Raw genomic sequence first — 17,727 nt, 5'->3', positions numbered from 1 at the left:
GGGAGCCGAGCGGCTCAGCGACCGTCGCGCTTCGCCTGACGCTTGGCGCCCTGCGAGCGGGTGGAGGCGTCTCGCTTGGCGCCGCCCGTCGTGCCCTGGTGGCTGCGCGCGCGCCCCGCACCGCCGACGCCGCCCTCGTGCGAGGTCATCGACTCGGGCCCGGTGCCGCGGCCGGCCTGGGCCCGGGCGAGGCGCTCGCGCTTGAGCTCTTCGGCCGTCTCGTGGGCAACGGTCGCGAGCCGCTCGCTCACGATCGCCAGGGCCTCTTCGAAGGCCTCGGCGCGCAGCTTGCTCTTGGCGGTCTTGAACTCGGCCTTGCCGCGCGAGCCGGTGGCCGTGACCTTTCGAGCCGCACCGCGACGGTGGTTGGTGACGTGCTTGGTGCGGGCCCGGCGCACGCGGCGGTGCAGTTCGAGCAGCTCGTCTTCATCGAGCGCGTTCATGCGCTTCGGCTCGAGCTCGCGCATGAGGTCGAGCTCGCTGCCCTTGAGCACCCACAGGTAGTCGTCCATGAACGGAGCATTCCACTGTTTCGGCCGATGCGCGAGGGGCATTCTGCGCGAGGCCGCGCCTAGGCTGGGCGCGTGACGACCGCGCTGCGCACCGACCGCTACGAGTTGACCATGGTCGAAGCCGCCCTGCGCTCGGGGCGCGCGGGGCGCGACTGCGTGTTCGAGGTCTTCGGGCGGCGGCTGCCGGGCGAGCGGCGCTACGGCGTGCTCGCCGGCACCGGACGCGTGCTCGACGCGATCACTGCCTTCCGGTTCGGGCAGGCCGAGCTCGACTGGCTCGCCGACGAGCGGGTCGTCGACGACGCCACGCTCGCGTTTCTCGCCGACTACCGCTTCACGGGCCAGGTCGAGGGCTACCGCGAGGGCGAGGTGTACGTGCCGGGCGCGCCCGTGCTGACGGTGCGCGGCACCTTCGCCGAGGCCGTGCTGCTCGAGACGGTCGTGCTGAGCGTGCTGAACTACGACTCGGCCGTGGCGACGGCGGCGGCGCGCATGGTCGCGGCGGCCGACGGGCATCCGATCGCCGAGATGGGCTCGCGCCGCGCCAACGAGTCGGCGGCCGTCGCCGCGGCGCGCGCGGCCTACATCGCCGGCTTCAGCGCGACCTCGAACCTCGAGGCGGGGCGCACCTGGGGCATTCCGACGATGGGCACGGCGGCGCACGCCTTCACGCTGCTGCACGACTCGGAAGAGGAGGCCTTCCGCGCGCAGGTCGCCGCCCTCGGCGTCGGCACGACCCTGCTCGTCGACACCTACGACGTGCGGCAGGGCGTCGAAACGGCCGTGCGCGTCGCCGGCACGGGCCTGGGCGGGGTGCGCCTCGACTCGGGCGACCTGCCCGCTCTCGTGCGCGAGGTGCGAGCGCAGCTCGATGCTCTCGGGGCGACGGGCACGCGCATCACGGTGACGAGCGACCTCGACGAGCACACGATTGCGGCCCTGCGCGGCACGCCCGTCGACGCGTTCGGCGTGGGCACCTCGGTCGTCACCGGATCCGGATCGCCCGCCGCGGGCTTCGTCTACAAGCTCGTCGCGCACCGCTATAGCGACGGCGAATGGATGCCCGTGGCCAAGGCCTCGACGGGCAAGGCCTCGATCGGCGGGGCCAAGCGGGCCGAGCGGCTGCTGCGCGACGGCGTCGCGGTCGCCGAGCGCATCGTGGTCGACGACGACCGCGACGGGATGCCCGAGGCTGCCACTCCGCCCGACCTCACCGCGCGCGCGCTGACCGTCACGCTCATGACCGACGGCGAGCCCGATGCGCTCTGGCTCGGGCCGGCGGGGGTCGCTGCGGCGCGCGAGCACCGAGCGGCCGCGGTCGCCGAGCTGCCCGCCGCCGCGCTGCGGCTCAGCCGCGGCGAACCCGCGCTGCCGACGATCTCGGTCTAGTCGGGCTCATTCCAGCACCTCCCCGCTCGGTGTTCTGCGCCCACCATCCGACGCTGCCCGAGCCCTGAGACGGAGACGGGTTCCGCACACTCCCGAATCCAAGGAGTCTCGAGAGCGACGTCGCCGGGAACTCCTTGGATTCGGGAGCGTGCGGAGGCGTGCCCCCTGGCTCGGCCCGCGCAGAGCGCGTGAGGGAGGGGGGCACGTCAGGGCCCGGGAGGCGTCTGGGAGGGGGCACGTCAGGGCCCGGGAGGCGTCTGGGAGGAACGGTGTCGCGCCCTGGTGAACTAGCTCGCGCGCTCGTCGGGCGCCTGCACGCGCTGCCCGACGACGGCGCTCACACCGTCTTGCCGCATGCTCACGCCGTAGAGCGCATCCGCGATCTCCATCGTGCGCTTCTGGTGCGTGATGATGATGAGTTGCGAGCTCTGGCGCAGGTCGCGGAAGATCGTAAGCAGCCGGCCGAGGTTCGCGTCGTCGAGGGCGGCCTCGACCTCGTCCATGATGTAGAACGGGCTCGGCCGGGCCTTGAAGATCGCGATGAGCAGCGCGACGGCCGCGAGCGAGCGCTCGCCGCCGCTCAGCAGGCTCAGCCGCTCGATCTTCTTGCCCGCGGGCTTGACCGTGACCTCGATGCCCGTCGTGAGCATGTTCTCGGGGTCGGTGAGCGTGAGGCTGCCCGTGCCGCCCGGAAAGAGGATCGGGAAGACCACGTCGAACGCGGCCTGCGTGTCGGCGAAGGCCGCGGCGAAGATCGTCTGCATGGTCGCGTCGACCTCGTCGATGATCGTCAGCAGGTCGCGACGCGTGTTCGCGAGGTCGGTGAGCTGCTCGGTGAGGAACTTGTGGCGCTGCTCGAGCGCCGCGAACTCCTCGAGCGCGAGCGGGTTGACGCGGCCGAGCTGGCTGAGCTTGCGCTCGGCGCGCGCGAGCCGGGCCTGCTGCTCGCTGCGGTCGAAGGGCTTGCCCGCGGGTTCTGTTCGCACCTCAGGCTGTGCACCGGAATGTGCGCCGTCGGGTCCGGTTTCGGCACCGTCAGCCTGAGTTGCGAACGGATGCGCGGCGGCCTGCGCCACGATCTCCGCGACCCGCGCGGCCTCCTCGTCAGACGTCGGGTCGAAGGCGGGCGCATCGGGGTCGGGGTCGACGCGCGCGGCCGCCTCGGCCGCGATCGCATCGGCCACCGCCCGCGCGGCCTCGGTGAGCGCGTCGTCGTCGGGAACCGGCACGTCGGGGCCGTACTCGGCCACGAGCACCTCTTCGACGAGTCCGAGCTCGTCACCCGCGCGCTCGAGCAGCTGCGAGAGGTGCAGCTTCTTCTCGTAGATCTGCAGCTCGAGGCCGTGCACACCCTCGGTGATCGCGGCGAGGCGCTCGCGCAGCGAGCCCTCGGTGCGGCGCAGCTCGAGCAGCTCGTCGTTCTGCGCGGCGCGCTCGCTCTCGCGCTGCGCGAGCGCGACCCGGGCCTCGGCGACCGATCGGTCGATCGACGCCTGCACGGCGGGCAGGGCGGCGGCCACGGCGGTGGCGCGCTGCACCTGCCGCTGCCGCAGCACCGCGCGGCGCGCCGACTCGTCGGCGGCGGCCTTCTCGGCGATGCGGCGCTTGTCGAGCAGCTCGGCCGACTCGACGGCCGCGCGCACGCGCTCGCGCGCCGTCTCGAGCTCGATGCGCCGCTCGAGCTCGGCAGAGCGCGCCGCCTCGAGGTCGGCCAGCAGGGCGTCGCGCGCCGACGCGTCGAGCATGGGGCGCGGCCGGCCGGCGAACTCCTCGTGCTCGGCCTGAGCGCGCTCGACTGCGGACTCGGCCTCGCGCACCGACTCCTGAGCAGAGTCCACGCCCGAGGCGAGCCGAGCCGCTTCGGCCTCGGCGGCCTCGGCCTGCGCCCGCGCTCGAGAGACCCGCTCGCTGCGGGCGGCGCGCTGAGCATCCTGATCCCGCACGGCGGCGAGAGCGGCGATCGCCGCCTGCTTCGCCGCGCCGAGGGCCGCGCGGGTCTCGTCGAGGGCTCCGCGCGCGCGCTCGATGCTCGTCGACACCTCGGTGAGCGCGGTCGAGGCCGCATCGCGCTCGGCGGCGAGCTCGAGACGGCTGCGCCCCGCGCCCGATCCGCCGCGCAGCACCGAGCGGGTGAGCACGTCGCCCGCGCGGGTCACGACACTGATCGAATCGGCGGCCTCGAGGGCCGCGACGGCCGGCCAGGCGGCCCGCGCCGCGTCGAGGTCGTCGGCGATGACGGTGCGCGCGAGCAACGACAGCACCCCGGGCGGGGCGGTCACGACGTCGACAGCGGCCGTGAGCCCCGCAACGGCCGGGAGGGGGGTGGATGCCCGGCCCGCCACCTCGGCGAGCACGACGTCGACCCGACCGGCCTCGGCGGCGTGGGCGCGCTCGAGCGCGCGCAGGCCCGCGTCGAGGTCGTCGGCGAGCGCCGCCTCGGCGAGCGTGCCGAGCGCCGCGGCGATCGCGGCCTCGAAACCGCTGCGCACCTGCAGGTGATCGCTGACGAGGCCGCGGATTCCCGCGGAGCCGACGAGCCCCGTCGCGGCGTCGCCCGAATCGACGGCTTGCGAGAGCGCACTGACCCGCGCGGCGAGGGCGTCGCGCTCGCGCTCGAGCGCGTGCAGCGCGTCGCGCTCGACGTCGCTGCGTGCGCTCAGCGCGGCGACGCTGTCGTCGGCCTCGGCGAGCGCCGCGTCGAGGGCCCGCGACTGCTCGGTGCCGTCGCCCTCGTCGAGTTCGGGCAGGGCAGCCAGCTCGGCCCGCGTCGCCTCTTGACGCGCGACCGCGGCCTCGAGCGCGTTCTGCTGGCGCAGCAGTTCGCCGCGGGCGGCCGCGAGCGTCGAACGGGCGACGTCGACGCGGCTCGCGAGCGCCGCGAGCTGCAGGTCGTGCTGCGAGACGAGCGCGCTCTGCGCCGCGATCTCTTCATCGAGGGCGTCGAGCGTCGCGCGCGCCGTGGCGGTGCGGGCGGCGACCTCGCCGACGAGCGCCTCGGCCGCCGCGACGCCCACGCGCAGCGCGACCGCCTCGGCCCGCGCCTCGTCCACCTGCGACTGCGTGATCGTCGTCGACATGCCCGGCAGCTCGGCCTGCTGGCTGAGCAGGGTGAGCTTCTGCTGCGTGAGGCTCGAGAGGCTGCGCACGCGCTCTTGCACCTGCTCGAGGTCGAAGGCCACGCGGCGGGCCTCGTCGACCGCGTCGCCCACCTGCTGGGCCTCGATGCGCTGCACGCGCAGGCGGGTCTGGTCGAGCTGGCTCTGCACGACGATGCGCTCGCTCGTGCGCTCGCTCTCGCTGCGGGCGTGGTCGGCGAGCGCGGTGCGCAGGGTGACCACTTCGTCAGCCAGGAGGCGGGCTCGAGCATCCCGAACGATCGCTGCGATGGTCTGCGCCTCACGCGCGATCTCGGCCTGCCGCCCGAGCGGGGTCAGCTGCCGGCGAATCTCTCCGGCGAGGTCGCTCAAGCGTGTGAGGTTGGCCTGCATGGCCTCGAGCTTGCGCACCGTCTTCTCTTTGCGGCGGCGATGCTTGAGAATGCCGGCGGCCTCTTCGATGAACCCGCGCCGGTCGTCGGGGCTCGCGTGCAGCACGGCGTCGAGCTGGCCCTGGCCGACGATGACGTGCATCTCGCGGCCGAGCCCCGAGTCGCTCAGCAGCTCTTGCACGTCGAGCAGGCGGCAGGCCGTGCCGTTGATGGCGTACTCGCTGCCGCCGTTGCGGAACAGCGTGCGCGAGATCGTGACCTCGCTGTATTCGATCGGCAGGGCGCCGTCGGCGTTGTCGATCGTCAGCTGCACCTCGGCGCGGCCGAGCGGGCCGCGCGTGGTCGTGCCCGCGAAGATGACGTCTTCCATCTTGCCGCCACGCAGCGTCTTGGCGCCCTGCTCGCCCATGACCCAGGCGAGGGCGTCGACGACGTTCGACTTGCCCGATCCGTTGGGCCCGACGATGCAGGTCACGCCCGTCTCGAACTGGAAGGTGGTCGGCTGCGCGAACGACTTGAAGCCCTTAATGGTGAGGCTCTTGAGGTGCACGCGCTGCCCCCCTTCCCGGCACGGTCGTCGATGTCGACCGTCGCACGGCGCAAACCGGTCAGGGCTACCGTATCGGTTCGCGCGGCGCTAGTCTGGCGGGCTGGCCACCACCAGGAGGATGCCTCATGACCACCATCACCGTCGCCGAAGTCACGATCCCCGACTCGCTCGACGCGCCCGACGCGGCCGAGTTTCTCGCGTGCGTCGACGTGCGCAACACCGTCTGGCGCGACGACTCCGGAACCGACGATCTCACCGCGACCGCAGCCGAGCTGCTGCCCGGCTGGCAGAAGACCACCTTCGAGCCCAAGCGCATGTTCGCGGCGCGCCTCGACGGGAGGCTCGTGGCGCGCGGCATCTACGAGACCCGCACCGAGGAGGCGGCCGACACCGTCTGGCTCATGGCGGAGGTGCTGCGGGATGCTCGGGGCCAGGGCGTCGGGGAGGCCCTCGCCCAGCACCTCGAGGGAATCGCGCTGAGCGAGGGCAAGACCCGCGCGATCGTCTACGCCCCCTCGTGGAAGACCGGGGGAATCCGGATCCCCTCCCCCACGGGTTTCGGCTCGGTGCCCGCGGGAACCCCGGAGGTGCGCCTGCTGCAGGGCCTCGGCTACACGCTCGAGCAGGTCGAGCGCGGCAGCCGACTGGCCCTGCCCCTGGAGAGCGACGTGCTGCAGGCTGCCCACGATGCGGCGCGGGCCGCCGCCGGCCCCGACTACCGCGTGCACACCTGGGCGGGGCCGACCCCGCCCGCGTGGCGCGAGGGCATCGCGCACCTGCTGACCCGCATGAGCACCGACGCGCCGACCGCGGGGCTCGAGGAGCCCGAAGACCCGTGGACGGTCGAGCGGCTGCTCGAGGACGAGGCGAAAGAGGCCGAGAGCCCGCGCACCTCGATCGTCGCGGCGGTCGAGCACGTGCCGTCAGGCGCGCTCGTCGGGTTCACCGAGATGACCGCGCCGGCTGAGCGGGAGCGCACCCTCGGCCAGGAGGACACGATCGTGCTGCGCGAGCACCGGGGGCACCGACTGGGCATGCTGCTCAAGGCCGCGAACGTGCTGTGGCTCGAGCAGGTGTCGCCCGGGCATCCCTCGATCATCACCTACAACGCCGAAGAGAACCGGCACATGCTCGCGGTCAATGAGGCGCTGGGATTCGTGCCCTTCGTGTACGAGGGCGCCTGGCGCAAAGACCTCGTGGCCGGGGCCTAGCCGACGCGCACCTGGGTCGTCCAGTTGCCGCCCGAACCGTAGTAGGTGGCGCCCTGGTAGACGACCTCGAGGCGGTAGACAACGAGGTAGGGCGGGGCGTACGCGCCGACCCGCTCGGGTGTCTGGATCTGATGATTGGCGACTGTGCACGAGAATGGCGCCGTACCGCTGCCCGAGGTGATGCAGGGCGTTGAGACCCACCCGCTGAACGAGCCGGTGTCGCCGGGTCGCACGTTCACCTGCACGTTGACGATCGCGCCCGCGGGCGAGATTCCCGACCCGGTGAAGGTGCTGTTCCAGTCGGTCGCGCCGGCGACGCGCGACACCGATCCAGCGAACACCGGGGCCGGCGGAGCGCTCGGCGAGGGGGTGGGGGGCGTGCTGGGCGCCGTCGTCGGCTCCGTTGTGGGTTCGGTGCTGGGCGTCGCCGTGGGGGTCGTTGTTGGCGTGGGTGTCGGCGAGGCACTCGGCGTCGGGTCGGAGGCGCCCGGAGTCGGCACTTCGGCGATGTCGCCCACCACGGTTATCGTGACCGACGGCAGCGCGTCGTCGACACCGAGGAGCGGCTGCAGCTCGTACGTTCCCGGGGTGAAGTCCCACGAGAACTCCCCCATCCAGGCCCCGCGCCCCGGCGCGTCAACCACGCGCTCGAGCGTGTCGTCACCGGGAGCACCGACCTGCTCCCCGTCGCGCGTGATCACGAGACGCAGCAACGAGGCATCATTGCGCAGATGAATCCGGATGCTGTGCTCGCCCTCGACGAGCACCGAGCCGTCGAGCGGCTGGTCGAACCACACGCTGGCCGGTGCGGTGGGGGCGGGCACGATGATCGCGGCACCGAGCGCGAGCGTTCCGACGACCGCGGTGCCGATGGCGACGCGGGAGACGAGCAGGGCGGCGATCACGGCGTGTCCGTCAATCCGTGCTGCGGGTAGTAGTAGGCGACGCCTCGCGCGTCGGTCGTGAACGCGAGCGGGCCCGAGCCGAACCGGGCGCGGGTGAACGTGACCGTCTCGCCGAAGCACGGTGAGTCGACCTGCACGGTGAGGTAGGGCGCATTGGGCGCCGACTGGCTGATCGACCGCACCAGCGGGGCCGGGGGGCCGGAGGCGAAATCCCAGTCGGGCAGCGCCGGCAGCGGCACGGTGGCCGCCCAGACCGAGGTGATTCCCGCCACTTGCTCGTACCCCGCGGCTCGGCGCACGACGGCCTGCTCGATCGCGGGAGCGAGCTCGTAGGCGCGTCCGTTCATGACGAGCGTCGTGTTGGCCGTGACGGGGCAGTTCGTGCCGCTCGGCAGGGCGCCGGGAACCCCGCCCGTCACGACGATCGTCGGCGGGGAGTCCCCGACGGGCCGGTAGACCAGCCCCGGGATGTAGCCGACGCGATAGGCGCTCGAGATCAGCTTTCCTTGCTCTGTCTCGAGCCCGCGTCGCACCGTCGCGTACAGCACGCTCGCGAAGGCCTGGCACGCCGAAAGCGAGCCGTCGGGGGCGGTGGCGCTACCGAGCGTGGCATCGACGTCGGGATCGCCGTAGAGCTCGGCGACGGCGGTCACGGTATCGGCCGTGTCGGCCGGCACGGTGAAGGTGTCGCAGCTCAGGCCGAACTGAGCGAGGCCGTAGTCCATCGCGACCACGAGCAGCGCCGTCATGTCTCCCGAGGCGACCGCGGCGATGTTCTCGTGCATCGGCAGCTGGGGCGGCAGGCCCGTGGCGTAAGTGAAGGCCACCGCGACCGCGAGGTTCGTGACCGCGTCGCAGGCCTGTTCCGCCTGATCCGATGCGGCCCCGGCGGCGAGGCACACCGGATTGAGGGCATCGAGCACGTCGATCGCGGTCGTGTAGATCGCGTTGTAGATGCCGGCGACCGTGTCCCAGAGCTCGGTGAGCGCCTCGTAGACCCCCGGCGATACCGTGCTCACGAGCCCGGCGCCGAGCCCGATCGATGCTCCGACGAGGGCACCGGCCGGCCCGCCGACCAAGAAGCCGACGAAGGCCCCCATGAGCGTGGTCTGCAGAACGCAGACGAAGCCGCACTTGGGCTTCGCATCCTGCTCGGCGGCATAGATCGCGACGACCGCGCTGTTGCGAAAGTCGGTGCGCGCCTCTTCGCAGTAGATCCACTCGTCGGTCGGGTACGAGATCTGCGCGAGCGCGAGGTCGCTGCGGGCGGCGTCGCCGCCGGAGTACACGGTGTCGCCCGGCTCGGGGGCGCCCGGATACACGGTGCCGGCGGGCGTCGTCGCGAGCGGCCCCGACCACGGCTCGGCGAGCCAGACGTCGGCCGGCGGGTAGCTCTGGATATCGAAGCACGCACCCTGGTAGGCCTGGTTCGTCGCCGATTGCGCGATGCCGGGTCGGAACTCGACGAGGGGGTCGACCAGCTGCGGCGCCGTCTCGTCCGTCCACGGCTCCGTCGTCGTCATGTCGATCGCCACGGATCGGGAGGCGTAGCCTTCGCTGCCCGTGCCGTTCTGGTCGGCCACGGCCAGGGCGCGCACGGCGAGATCGGTCACAAGACCGTCGTTGGCGGCGAGAGCGGCGGCGGCGAGCGAGGCCGCGACGGCATCGTCGAGCACGAGCGACCCGGCGTCGTCGAGCAGGCCCCCGTCGTCGTCGACCTTGAGCGAGCGCCACTGCCATGGCCTGATCGTCGTCGTGCCCGACGACCCCGCGGCCGACGGCGTCAGAGGCACCGTGATGGTGCGCAGCACGCCCGGGGTCGGCAGCCCCGTCGAGGCGCTGCTGATCGGCGACATCGACACCTGCACGAGCGCGGTGCGCAGGGCCGGATCACGGCTCTCGATCGTGAGCGTGACCGGCGCGTCGACGGCGAGATTGACCTGCTGCTCGGCGAGCGGGTCGGTGAGGATACTGAGGTAGGCGCCGGCACCCGAGCCGCCCTCGAGCGAGGCAGTCAGGGTCAGGCCGCGCGCGGGCGCGGCTGTTCCCGGTGCGGTCGCGCCGACCGGCTGGCACGGACCACCCGAGGCGGTCGACCCCGCCGTCGTCGGCGGCTGGATGCTCGCCCGGCAGAACAGGCCCGCCCCCACCTGCACGGCCTCCGTGCCGTCGCGATGCCAGAGCTCGAGGTCGACCTGATCGGACTGCTCGACGGAGAGGAACGACCGCAGGTCGGCTGCCACGCTCGAGGGCAGGAACTGCCCTTCGGCGGCGGGAACCCGTTGCCACGGCCCGCGGTCGATCGACACGTAGAGGTAGGGGTCGGGCACGTCGATCGACGCCGAGAGCGCGCCGTTGACGATGATCGCGTCACCCGACCATCCGAGGTCGGCGCACTCCTCGGGAACCGTGATCGAGACGGGGAGCGATGGCCCGTTGATCCCGCTCACGTCATCGGTCACGCGCGGAAGGAACGCCACGAGGGTCAGCAGTCCGACCGGCAGACCGCTGAGCCGCGCGGGTTCGCCCGGTCGCGCCTCGCCGAGCTTGCGCTGCTCGGGGCCGCCGTAGATCCAGAGCTCCTCGTCGGGATTCGTGGCCGTCACGACCACGTCACAACCGTCGAGGGCCGCCGTGATGCGGGTGAGCCAGTCGCTCGGCGGGAGTCGGTATTGCGTGGGGTCGTCGGCGATCGAGACCGCGGCCACGGGTGCCATCACGGGCGTTCCGGTGGGCAGGGTCTCGTCGACCGACGCCACGCGAACACTCGGCAGCAGTTCGCTGGGGGCGACCGCGAGTCGACCCGCGATGGACTCGAGGGTGTCGCCCGGGGCCGCGCGCAGGCGAGTGACGGGAGGCGGAGCATCCAGCCCCGCGACGAGTTGCGATTGCAGACCGAGGTCGACGGGCAGGTCGAGCACCGAGGTCGGCAACACGGCCGAACTGGCCGCCTCACCCGACGCCGTGATGGCGCGGGCAAGCAAAGGCCGGTCTCCGGCGACAGTCGGAACGTGGTCGAGCTCGAGAAGGAGGACGAACGAGCCGTCGGCGATCTCGGTCGACTCGAGGTCGTGGATCGACAAGACCAGGCGATCGCCATCCCACAGCTCGACGAGCTCGATCGGCTGCGGCGACTGACCCGCGATCTCGACCGCGATCGTGCCCCCGCGATCGACCGCCGGTGACGACACCGGGGTGAGGCTGAGCGGAAACGCGCTCGGGGCGCGCTCGGCCTGCGAGAGCGGCGCATCGAACGGCGAACCGAACCTGACGAGTGCGACGACTCCGGCAGCGACAACGAGACTCAGCGCGACGACGATCGCGACCGCGGCGAACCACGGTCGAGAGAGCACCGGCCGGCGAGCGTCACCCGACATGGGCTACTCGGTGAGGGCGTACTGCACGCAGATGCGGCCGATGACGGTCGTGGTCGTGTCGACGGTCACCTCGATGTCGAGGAATCCGGTGTACGGGCCACCGTCGATGCCCGCGACCGCCTCGGGGCCGACGAAGGTGAACACCCCGCCCTCCTCGTCGAAGAAGAACGACCCCCTCGACGGCGCGACATCGCCCTCAGAGGTGATGTAGGTCGAGAGCCAGCCGTAGGTCGGGAAGGCAGCGTCGTCGTGCGCGGCGTAGGTGAACGAGATCGTGTCGCCCGCCTCGAGGGGGTAGACGTCGAGCACGGGCTCGACCGTGAGCGCGGGGTCGAGGAAGAGGTCGTAGCCCTCGGTGGTCGCCGCCGAGCAGTCGAGCGCGGCGCCCCCGCCGTCGGTGGCAGCGCCGTCGGTCGAGCCTCCGTCGGCGGGGCCTTCAGCCGGGGCCGCGGTCGAGCAGCCCGCGAGAGCCAGCGTGCCGAGCAGGGCGAACGAACAGAGGACGGTGAGCGGTGAGCGGGCCATAGCGCCATGATGCTGGCGGGGGCGATCGCACGACAGTGGGGTTGCGGCTTATTCGCCGGGGCCCGGGATGCTGCGCACGAGCCGCGCGATCGCGACGCGCGACCCGGCCCCCCAGCGGCGCTGGATCTCGGCCACATACTTCTCGACGGTCTTGGTTCCCAGCCCGAGCTCGCGGCCGATCTCGGCGTTGCCGAGCCCCGCGGCCACCCGCACGGCGACGGCGCTGAGCTGCGGTGTGAGCGGGGCGACCGGCACCGCGACGTCGCCGGGGAACAGCTCGGCCATGCGCGCGGCCACGACGAACCGGGTCGCGGCGCCGAAAGCGGCGAGCACGCGCGAGACGTGCCCGCGCACCGTGTGCTCAGAGAGGTGCAGCGCCGCGGCGATCTCGGTGTTGCGCAGTCCGTCGGCCATCATGACCGCCACCTCGCGCTCGCGTGCCGAGAGCCCGCTCCACCCCGCGCCGGCGACGGGCGGCAGCCGTCGGCCCGATGCCCGAAGCTCGCGCACGGCAGCGTTGCGGGCGGCCCGGTGCCCCGTGATCTCAGACGCCGCTGCCAGGGCGATGAGGCGTGCCGATCCCGAGTCGACCTGCTGCGCCTCGCGGCGGGCGCGGGCCGCGAGCACCTCGGCTTCGGCGGCCTCGACGGCGCGGCCCTCGGCGCTCGCGAGCTCGAGCGCTCGCTCGGCCGCCGCGAGCGCGGCGTCGGGCTCGCCCGCGAGCAGCGCCGTGCGGGCGAAGATGCGGTACACGGTCGAGGCTGCGATGGGGTCGTCGATGAGCGGGCGGGCGAGCGCAGACCACGCCTCGGCCGCATCCGGATCGCCCTCGTCGGCCGCTGCGGCGACGAGCAGCTCGAGGCACAGCGCGCGGTCGACCGTCGTGAGCCGCGAGACGGCCAGGTCGCCTCCCGCGGCGAGCGCGAAGCGCGCCGATGCCCGCACGTCGCCGAGGGCCACGAGGCCGAACGCCGCGAGCACGAAGCACCCGCGCGTGAGGTAGTCGCGCGGCACCGGGCTCTCGGCCACGAGCGAATCGGCGAGCGCCCGCACCTGCGCGCGCTCGGCGGCGTTGCCCCGCACGAGGATCTCGGTCGCCGACCGCAACTGCACGAGCAGAACCCCGGTGCTCGCAGGCAGCTGTGCGATCGCCTCGATGGCCTCGGCCACGCGCCCGCGGAAGGTGAGCACCCGCACGCGCAGGATTCCGAGCACGAGGCCGAAGGGGTGCGCGACCTCATCGCGCACGAGGAATCGAGTGAGGTCAGGCGGCGCGGCCGCGAGCGCTGACTCGGCCAGGAGCAGCCGAGCGCTCGCGATCGCCGCTTCGGCCACGAGGTACCGCGCGAAGAGCACGAGATCGGCGTCGACGCCGTGCGCCGCCGCCTCGAGCTCGGGCAGATCGGCCACGGCGTCGAGCAGAGGGTCGCCGCTCGCGCTGACGGCGGGCGCGGTGCCCGACCACCCGGCCGCGAGCCCCTGCTCGAACGGGCGGCCCGCGTGGGCGAGCGCTCGCGCTGCCCGGGCGGTCGACCGCAGCACCGCGTCGTCGGGCGCGCAGTGCCGCAGCGCGGCTTCTGCGCTTTCGGCAGCCTCGTCGAAGCGCGCCGCCATGAAGCACGCGAAGCTCTCGAGCGCGAGCACATAGCCGTCGGTCGTGTCGTCGAGGTCGGTGCGCATCGCTCGGCAGTGCGCGATGGCGGCCTCGGGTTCGGCGGCGACGAGCGCGTCGAGCACGATCGCGAGATCGCCGCGCCGCGTCATGCCGACGCCGAGCGGGGAGCGCGGATGCGCTGGCACCGCGGGCAGAAGTGCGAGCCGCGGTTCATGAACTGCTCACGAACGATCGGGCGCTCGCACCGACCGCAGGGCTTGCCCTGCTGCCCGTAGGCGCGCAGGGAGTGGCTGAAGTAGCCCGAGGCGCCGTTGACGTTGACGTACTGCGCGTCGAAGCTCGTGCCGCCCTCGTCGAGCGCGCGGCGCAGCACGATGCGCACCTCGGCGAGCAGCTCGCGCGCCTTCCGCGTCGAGAGCGTGTCGGTCGGCTGGTCGTAGTGCACGCGCGCCGCCCACAGCGACTCATCGGCGTAGATATTGCCGATGCCGCTCACGAGCGTCTGGTCGAGCAGCGCGCGCTTGATGGTCGTGCGCTTCGCGGCGAGCCGGCGCAAGAACAGCCGCTCGTCGAAGGCGGGATCGAGCGGGTCACGGGCGATGTGCGCCACCTGGCTCGGGATGCTCGCCAACGGCAGCCCGTACCCCGCCGCCGCCCCATCGGGCGTCGGCAGCAGCACATCCACCGCCATCGAGCCGAAGATGCGCTGATCGACGAAGTCGACCCGCAGCGGGCCGTGCACCGGATGCGTCAGCGAGAACCGGATGCGCGTGAGCGCCGCGGCCTCGGCCGCCGGGTCGCGCAGTAGCACCTGCCCGCTCATACCGAGGTGGGCGACAAGAGCATCGGCAGGAGCATCCACGATGTTGTCGATCGGCAGCCAGAGAAACTTGCCGCGCCGCACCGCCCCGCGCAGCCGGGCGCCCGTCAGTCGCTCGACGAAGTCTTCGGCGGGCCCGTCGTGGCGCTTGAGCGAGCGCTCGTCGAGCACCTCGACGGCCGTGATGGTCGCGCCCGTGACGGCGGGCTGCAGGCCGTGGCGCACGACCTCGACTTCAGGAAGCTCGGGCACGGCTCGGGTCCGCGCCTCAGCGCCGCGACTGCAGGGTCGTCCAGGCTTCGAGCGCGGCACCCATCTCGGCCTGCTTCTTGCTCGTGCCCTCGCCCGTGGCGATGTGCTCGTCGGCGAGCACCACCGTGGCCGTGAAGACCTTCGAGTGGTCGGGGCCGTGCTCGCTGATGAGGTAGACCGGAAGCCCCAGGCCGAGATGCGCCGCGAGCTCTTGCAACGATGTCTTCGGGTCCATCGCCGCACCGAAGCGATCGGGGTCGGCCAGCAGCGGGTCGACGAGGCGTAGCACGAGCGCGGTCGCGGCATCGCCGCCGAGATCGAGATAGGCGGCGCCGATGAGTGCTTCGACCGTGTCGGCGAGAATCGACGACTTCTCGCGCCCGCCCGTGAGCTCTTCACCCTTGCCGAGCTTGAGGTGATCACCGAGGCCGATCGAGCGCGCCACCTCGGCGAGCGCGACCGACGAGACGAGAGAGGCTCGTCGCTTGGCGAGATCGCCCTCGCTCAGATCGGGGTACGTGGTGTACAGCATGACCGTGACGGCCTGCCCGAGGATCGAGTCGCCGAGAAACTCGAGGCGCTCGTTCGTGGCCACACCGCCGTGCTCGTAGGCCCACGAGCGGTGCGTGAGCGCGAGCTCGAGCAGTTCGGGGTCGATCGCGAGCCCGAGGGCGTGCTCGAGCTCAGAACGATCGACTGACGGCATCATGCCGACAGAGTCATTAAACGTCGGCGACCTTGCGGCCCTTGTACTCCATGTACAGGGGCGTGCCGGCGGAGTCTTCGACCACCTTGGCGCGGTGGGGAAGGCTGTAGACGACCTTGCCGTTCTCAACGGTCTTCACGAGGGTCGGCACAGACGCCTTCCACTGCGAACGGCGCGAGTTCGTGTTCGAGCGCGACATCTTCCGCTTGGGAACAGCCATGGTGGTTCTTCTCTCTGTCAGACCGGCGCGCGCGCGTGCCGGTGAGGTTCGTGGGTGGGCGTTTCGCCCTAGCTCGTGGTGCTCGTGCCGCCGTCATCGTCGAGGGCCAGGCCCTCGAGCGCCGCCCAGCGCGGGTCGATGACCGCGCGGGGCTCCCGCGGACCGGAATCCGCCAGGCGCTCACCGGTCTCGGGGTCGAGACCAGGGCAATCCTCGCGGCACACCGGCTGGAACGGGAGCGACAGCACCACAGCGTCTCGAACCACCGGTTCACAATCCACGTGATCATCGTGAACCTGGTAGTCGTACGCCTCGTCACGAGAATACGCGAAAAGCTCTTGGAATTCGACTTCGACCGGTACCGTCACCGGGTCGAGGCAGCGCACGCACTCGCCCGCCGCCGTCGTGCGCACCTCGCCCGAGACCAGGATTCCGTCGTGCAGACCCTCGAGGCGCAGGTCGAGCTCGAGCTCGGTGCCCGCGGCGACGATGACCGCGGCAGCGCCGAGCTGCTCGGGCGCGCCGAACGTCAGCTGCTTCTCGCGCATCTCGCCGGGGCGGTGCATGAGGTCGCGCACGTTCACGCGGTAGGGGTTCGGGGCGGAAGGCATGGCGCCCCAGTCTACCGGGGTGCAGGGCTCAGCGCTGCGCGGCGATGCTGGCGCACACCTCAGACGAGGGTGGCGCCGGGTACGGCGAACGAGCAACGGCCGCGAGCATCCCCCGCCCGATCGCAAGGGGTGCCCGCGGCCGTTGCCACGGTACGTCGCTAGTTCTGCGCAACCGCCGTGAAAGCGCCGTCATATGCCTGCATGGCGACTGCGACTTGGTCGGGAGTCACAATGCACGGCGGAACGACATGGATGCGGTTGTCGGCCGCGAAGGGCAGCACCTTGCGCGCCATGAGCTCGGCCTTGAGGCGGCCGATGACGTCGGCGCCGACGGGCTCGCGCGTCGCGCGGTCGGCGACGAGGTCGAGCGCCCAGAACACGCCGAGGCCGCGCACGTCGCCGATCATGGGGTGCTTCTCGGCGAGCGCGTGCAGCGCAGGGCCGAGGTGCTGCTCGCCGATCATCTTGGCGTTCTCGACGATGCCCTCGTCGGTCATGGCATCGATCGAGGCGACGATCGAGGCCATCGCGAGGGGATGCCCGCTGTAGGTCAGCCCGCCCGGAAAGACGCGCTCGTCGAAGGCCGCGGCAATGCTCGGGCTGATGACCACGCCGCCCACGGGCACGTAGCCCGAGTTGACGCCCTTCGCGAAGGCGATGAGGTCGGGGGTCGCCCGGTTCGGGTTGATCGTCTCGTTCTGCCAGGCGAACCAGTCGCCCGTGCGGCCGAAGCCCGCCATGACCTCGTCGGCGATCCAGACGATGCCGTACTTGTCGGCGAGCGCGCGCACGCCCTCGAGGTAGCCGACGGGCGGCGCGAAGATGCCGGCGGTGCCGGGCACCGACTCGAGCAAGATCGCCGCGATCGTGCCGGGGCCCTCGGCGACGATCGTGCGCTCGAGGTGTCGCAGGGCGCGCTCGCACTCCTGCTCGGCACTGTCGGAGTGGAACTCGCTGCGGTAGGTGAAGGGGCCGAAGAAGTGCACGTGGCCGTAGGCGTACTCGTTGGGCATGCGGCGCCAGTCGCCGGTCGCCGCGATGGCAGCACCCGTGTTGCCGTGGTAGCTGCGGTAGGTCGAGAGCACCTTGTGCTTGTGGGTGGTCAGGCGCGCCATGCGGATGGCGTTCTCGATCGCGTCAGCGCCGCCGTTGGTGAAGAAGACCTTGGCGAAGCCCGGGCCCGCCTTCTCGACGATGCGCTGCGCCGCCTCGCCGCGTACGAGGGCGGCGTGCGAGGGGGCGACCGTCGCGAGCTGCGCCGCCTGGCGCTGGATCGCCTCGACGACCTTCGGGTGCGAGTGGCCGATGTTGGTGTTGACGAGCTGGCTCGAGAAGTCGAGGTAGGTCTCGCCGTCGTAGGTGTAGACGTCGCAGCCCGCGGCGCTTGCCACGACGAAGGGCTTGAGCGCCCCCTGCGCGCTCCACGAGTGGAAGACGTACTCGCGGTCGAGATCGTAGGCCCGCACACCATCGGCGGGGTCGGCAGCGGGGGCGGAGGTGTGTGACCGGTTCAGCGTGTCGGTCATGGGTATCAGTCCTTGAGTCGA

The 17,727-nt window shown here is 72.1% G+C and carries 13 protein-coding genes; 2 read left to right on the top strand and 11 right to left on the bottom strand.

Annotated elements, in window-relative coordinates; genetic code table 11:
• Positions 1 to 14 precede the first annotated feature (14 nt).
• Positions 15 to 512 carry a hypothetical protein gene (locus ACK4HH_RS04610; RefSeq protein WP_409648730.1) on the bottom strand — a complete coding sequence of 166 codons (498 nt, stop codon included), beginning with the start codon at positions 510 to 512 and terminating at the stop codon, positions 15 to 17.
• Between the two features lie 72 nt (positions 513 to 584).
• On the opposite strand from ACK4HH_RS04610, the gene ACK4HH_RS04605 reads away from it, so the two are divergent.
• Positions 585 to 1,901, top strand: coding sequence for a nicotinate phosphoribosyltransferase (locus ACK4HH_RS04605; RefSeq protein WP_409648728.1), 1,317 nt, complete (start codon positions 585 to 587; stop codon positions 1,899 to 1,901).
• A gap of 287 nt (positions 1,902 to 2,188) precedes the next feature.
• Here the strand turns inward: ACK4HH_RS04605 and ACK4HH_RS04600 are convergent, their stop codons facing one another.
• Entirely contained in the window at positions 2,189 to 5,938 is a 3,750-nt protein-coding gene (locus ACK4HH_RS04600; protein WP_409648726.1) for a chromosome segregation SMC family protein, read from the bottom strand.
• A 125-nt stretch (positions 5,939 to 6,063) separates the two neighbouring features.
• On the opposite strand from ACK4HH_RS04600, the gene ACK4HH_RS04595 reads away from it, so the two are divergent.
• Complete coding sequence (locus ACK4HH_RS04595; protein ID WP_409648724.1) at positions 6,064 to 7,149, top strand: GNAT family N-acetyltransferase; 1,086 nt, start codon at positions 6,064 to 6,066, stop codon at positions 7,147 to 7,149.
• On the opposite strand, the gene ACK4HH_RS04590 is transcribed toward ACK4HH_RS04595, so the two are convergent.
• The 9 genes from ACK4HH_RS04590 to ACK4HH_RS04550 form a co-directional block, all read right to left on the bottom strand.
• Positions 7,146 to 8,054, bottom strand: coding sequence for a hypothetical protein (locus ACK4HH_RS04590; RefSeq protein WP_409648722.1), 909 nt, complete (start codon positions 8,052 to 8,054; stop codon positions 7,146 to 7,148). The two genes, ACK4HH_RS04595 and ACK4HH_RS04590, sit on opposite strands and share 4 nt — an antisense overlap.
• Complete coding sequence (locus ACK4HH_RS04585; RefSeq protein WP_409648720.1) at positions 8,051 to 11,407, bottom strand: hypothetical protein; 3,357 nt, start codon at positions 11,405 to 11,407, stop codon at positions 8,051 to 8,053. The genes ACK4HH_RS04590 and ACK4HH_RS04585 overlap by 4 nt, the downstream gene beginning before the upstream one ends.
• A 27-nt stretch (positions 11,408 to 11,434) precedes the next feature.
• Positions 11,435 to 11,956 (bottom strand): hypothetical protein, encoded by a 522-nt coding sequence (locus ACK4HH_RS04580; RefSeq protein ID WP_409648719.1) that lies wholly within the window; start codon positions 11,954 to 11,956, stop codon positions 11,435 to 11,437.
• Between the two features lie 48 nt (positions 11,957 to 12,004).
• Complete coding sequence (locus ACK4HH_RS04575; RefSeq protein WP_409648717.1) at positions 12,005 to 13,720, bottom strand: LuxR C-terminal-related transcriptional regulator; 1,716 nt, start codon at positions 13,718 to 13,720, stop codon at positions 12,005 to 12,007.
• Entirely contained in the window at positions 13,717 to 14,643 is a 927-nt protein-coding gene (gene mutM / locus ACK4HH_RS04570) for a bifunctional DNA-formamidopyrimidine glycosylase/DNA-(apurinic or apyrimidinic site) lyase (RefSeq protein WP_409648715.1), read from the bottom strand. Before mutM ends, ACK4HH_RS04575 begins: the two co-directional genes overlap by 4 nt.
• A gap of 16 nt (positions 14,644 to 14,659) precedes the next feature.
• The gene (rnc, locus tag ACK4HH_RS04565) at positions 14,660 to 15,352 is read right to left on the bottom strand and encodes a ribonuclease III (protein ID WP_409648713.1); all 693 of its coding nucleotides are present in this window, start codon (positions 15,350 to 15,352) and stop codon (positions 14,660 to 14,662) included.
• A gap of 13 nt (positions 15,353 to 15,365) precedes the next feature.
• The gene (gene rpmF / locus ACK4HH_RS04560) at positions 15,366 to 15,569 is read right to left on the bottom strand and encodes a 50S ribosomal protein L32 (protein ID WP_255159904.1); all 204 of its coding nucleotides are present in this window, start codon (positions 15,567 to 15,569) and stop codon (positions 15,366 to 15,368) included.
• Between the two features lie 68 nt (positions 15,570 to 15,637).
• Positions 15,638 to 16,180, bottom strand: a complete 543-nt coding sequence (locus ACK4HH_RS04555; RefSeq protein WP_409648710.1) for a YceD family protein — start codon at positions 16,178 to 16,180, stop codon at positions 15,638 to 15,640.
• Between the two features lie 158 nt (positions 16,181 to 16,338).
• Positions 16,339 to 17,706 carry an aspartate aminotransferase family protein gene (locus ACK4HH_RS04550; RefSeq protein ID WP_409648708.1) on the bottom strand — a complete coding sequence of 456 codons (1,368 nt, stop codon included), beginning with the start codon at positions 17,704 to 17,706 and terminating at the stop codon, positions 16,339 to 16,341.
• Between the last annotated feature and the right edge of the window lie 21 nt (positions 17,707 to 17,727).

It is taken from the genome of Microcella sp. (genome assembly GCF_046296455.1).
In the GTDB taxonomy this organism is placed as follows: Bacteria; Actinomycetota; Actinomycetes; order Actinomycetales; family Microbacteriaceae; genus Microcella.
The sequence above is the reverse complement of the archived record's forward strand: the minus strand, read 5'-3'. Positions and strand labels throughout refer to the sequence as shown.

What these genes read in the sequence shown, in the direction of transcription:
- ACK4HH_RS04580 (WP_409648719.1), bottom strand. Translation starts at nt 11,956, where the DNA reads ATGGCCCGCTCACCGCTCACCGTCCTCTGTTCGTTCGCCCTGCTCGGC.
- ACK4HH_RS04550 (WP_409648708.1), bottom strand. Translation starts at nt 17,706, where the DNA reads ATGACCGACACGCTGAACCGGTCACACACCTCCGCCCCCGCTGCCGAC.
- ACK4HH_RS04555 (WP_409648710.1), bottom strand. Translation starts at nt 16,180, where the DNA reads ATGCCTTCCGCCCCGAACCCCTACCGCGTGAACGTGCGCGACCTCATG.
- ACK4HH_RS04610 (WP_409648730.1), bottom strand. Translation starts at nt 512, where the DNA reads ATGGACGACTACCTGTGGGTGCTCAAGGGCAGCGAGCTCGACCTCATG.
- rpmF (WP_255159904.1), bottom strand. Translation starts at nt 15,569, where the DNA reads ATGGCTGTTCCCAAGCGGAAGATGTCGCGCTCGAACACGAACTCGCGC.
- rnc (WP_409648713.1), bottom strand. Translation starts at nt 15,352, where the DNA reads ATGATGCCGTCAGTCGATCGTTCTGAGCTCGAGCACGCCCTCGGGCTC.
- ACK4HH_RS04575 (WP_409648717.1), bottom strand. Translation starts at nt 13,720, where the DNA reads ATGACGCGGCGCGGCGATCTCGCGATCGTGCTCGACGCGCTCGTCGCC.
- ACK4HH_RS04595 (WP_409648724.1), top strand. Translation starts at nt 6,064, where the DNA reads ATGACCACCATCACCGTCGCCGAAGTCACGATCCCCGACTCGCTCGAC.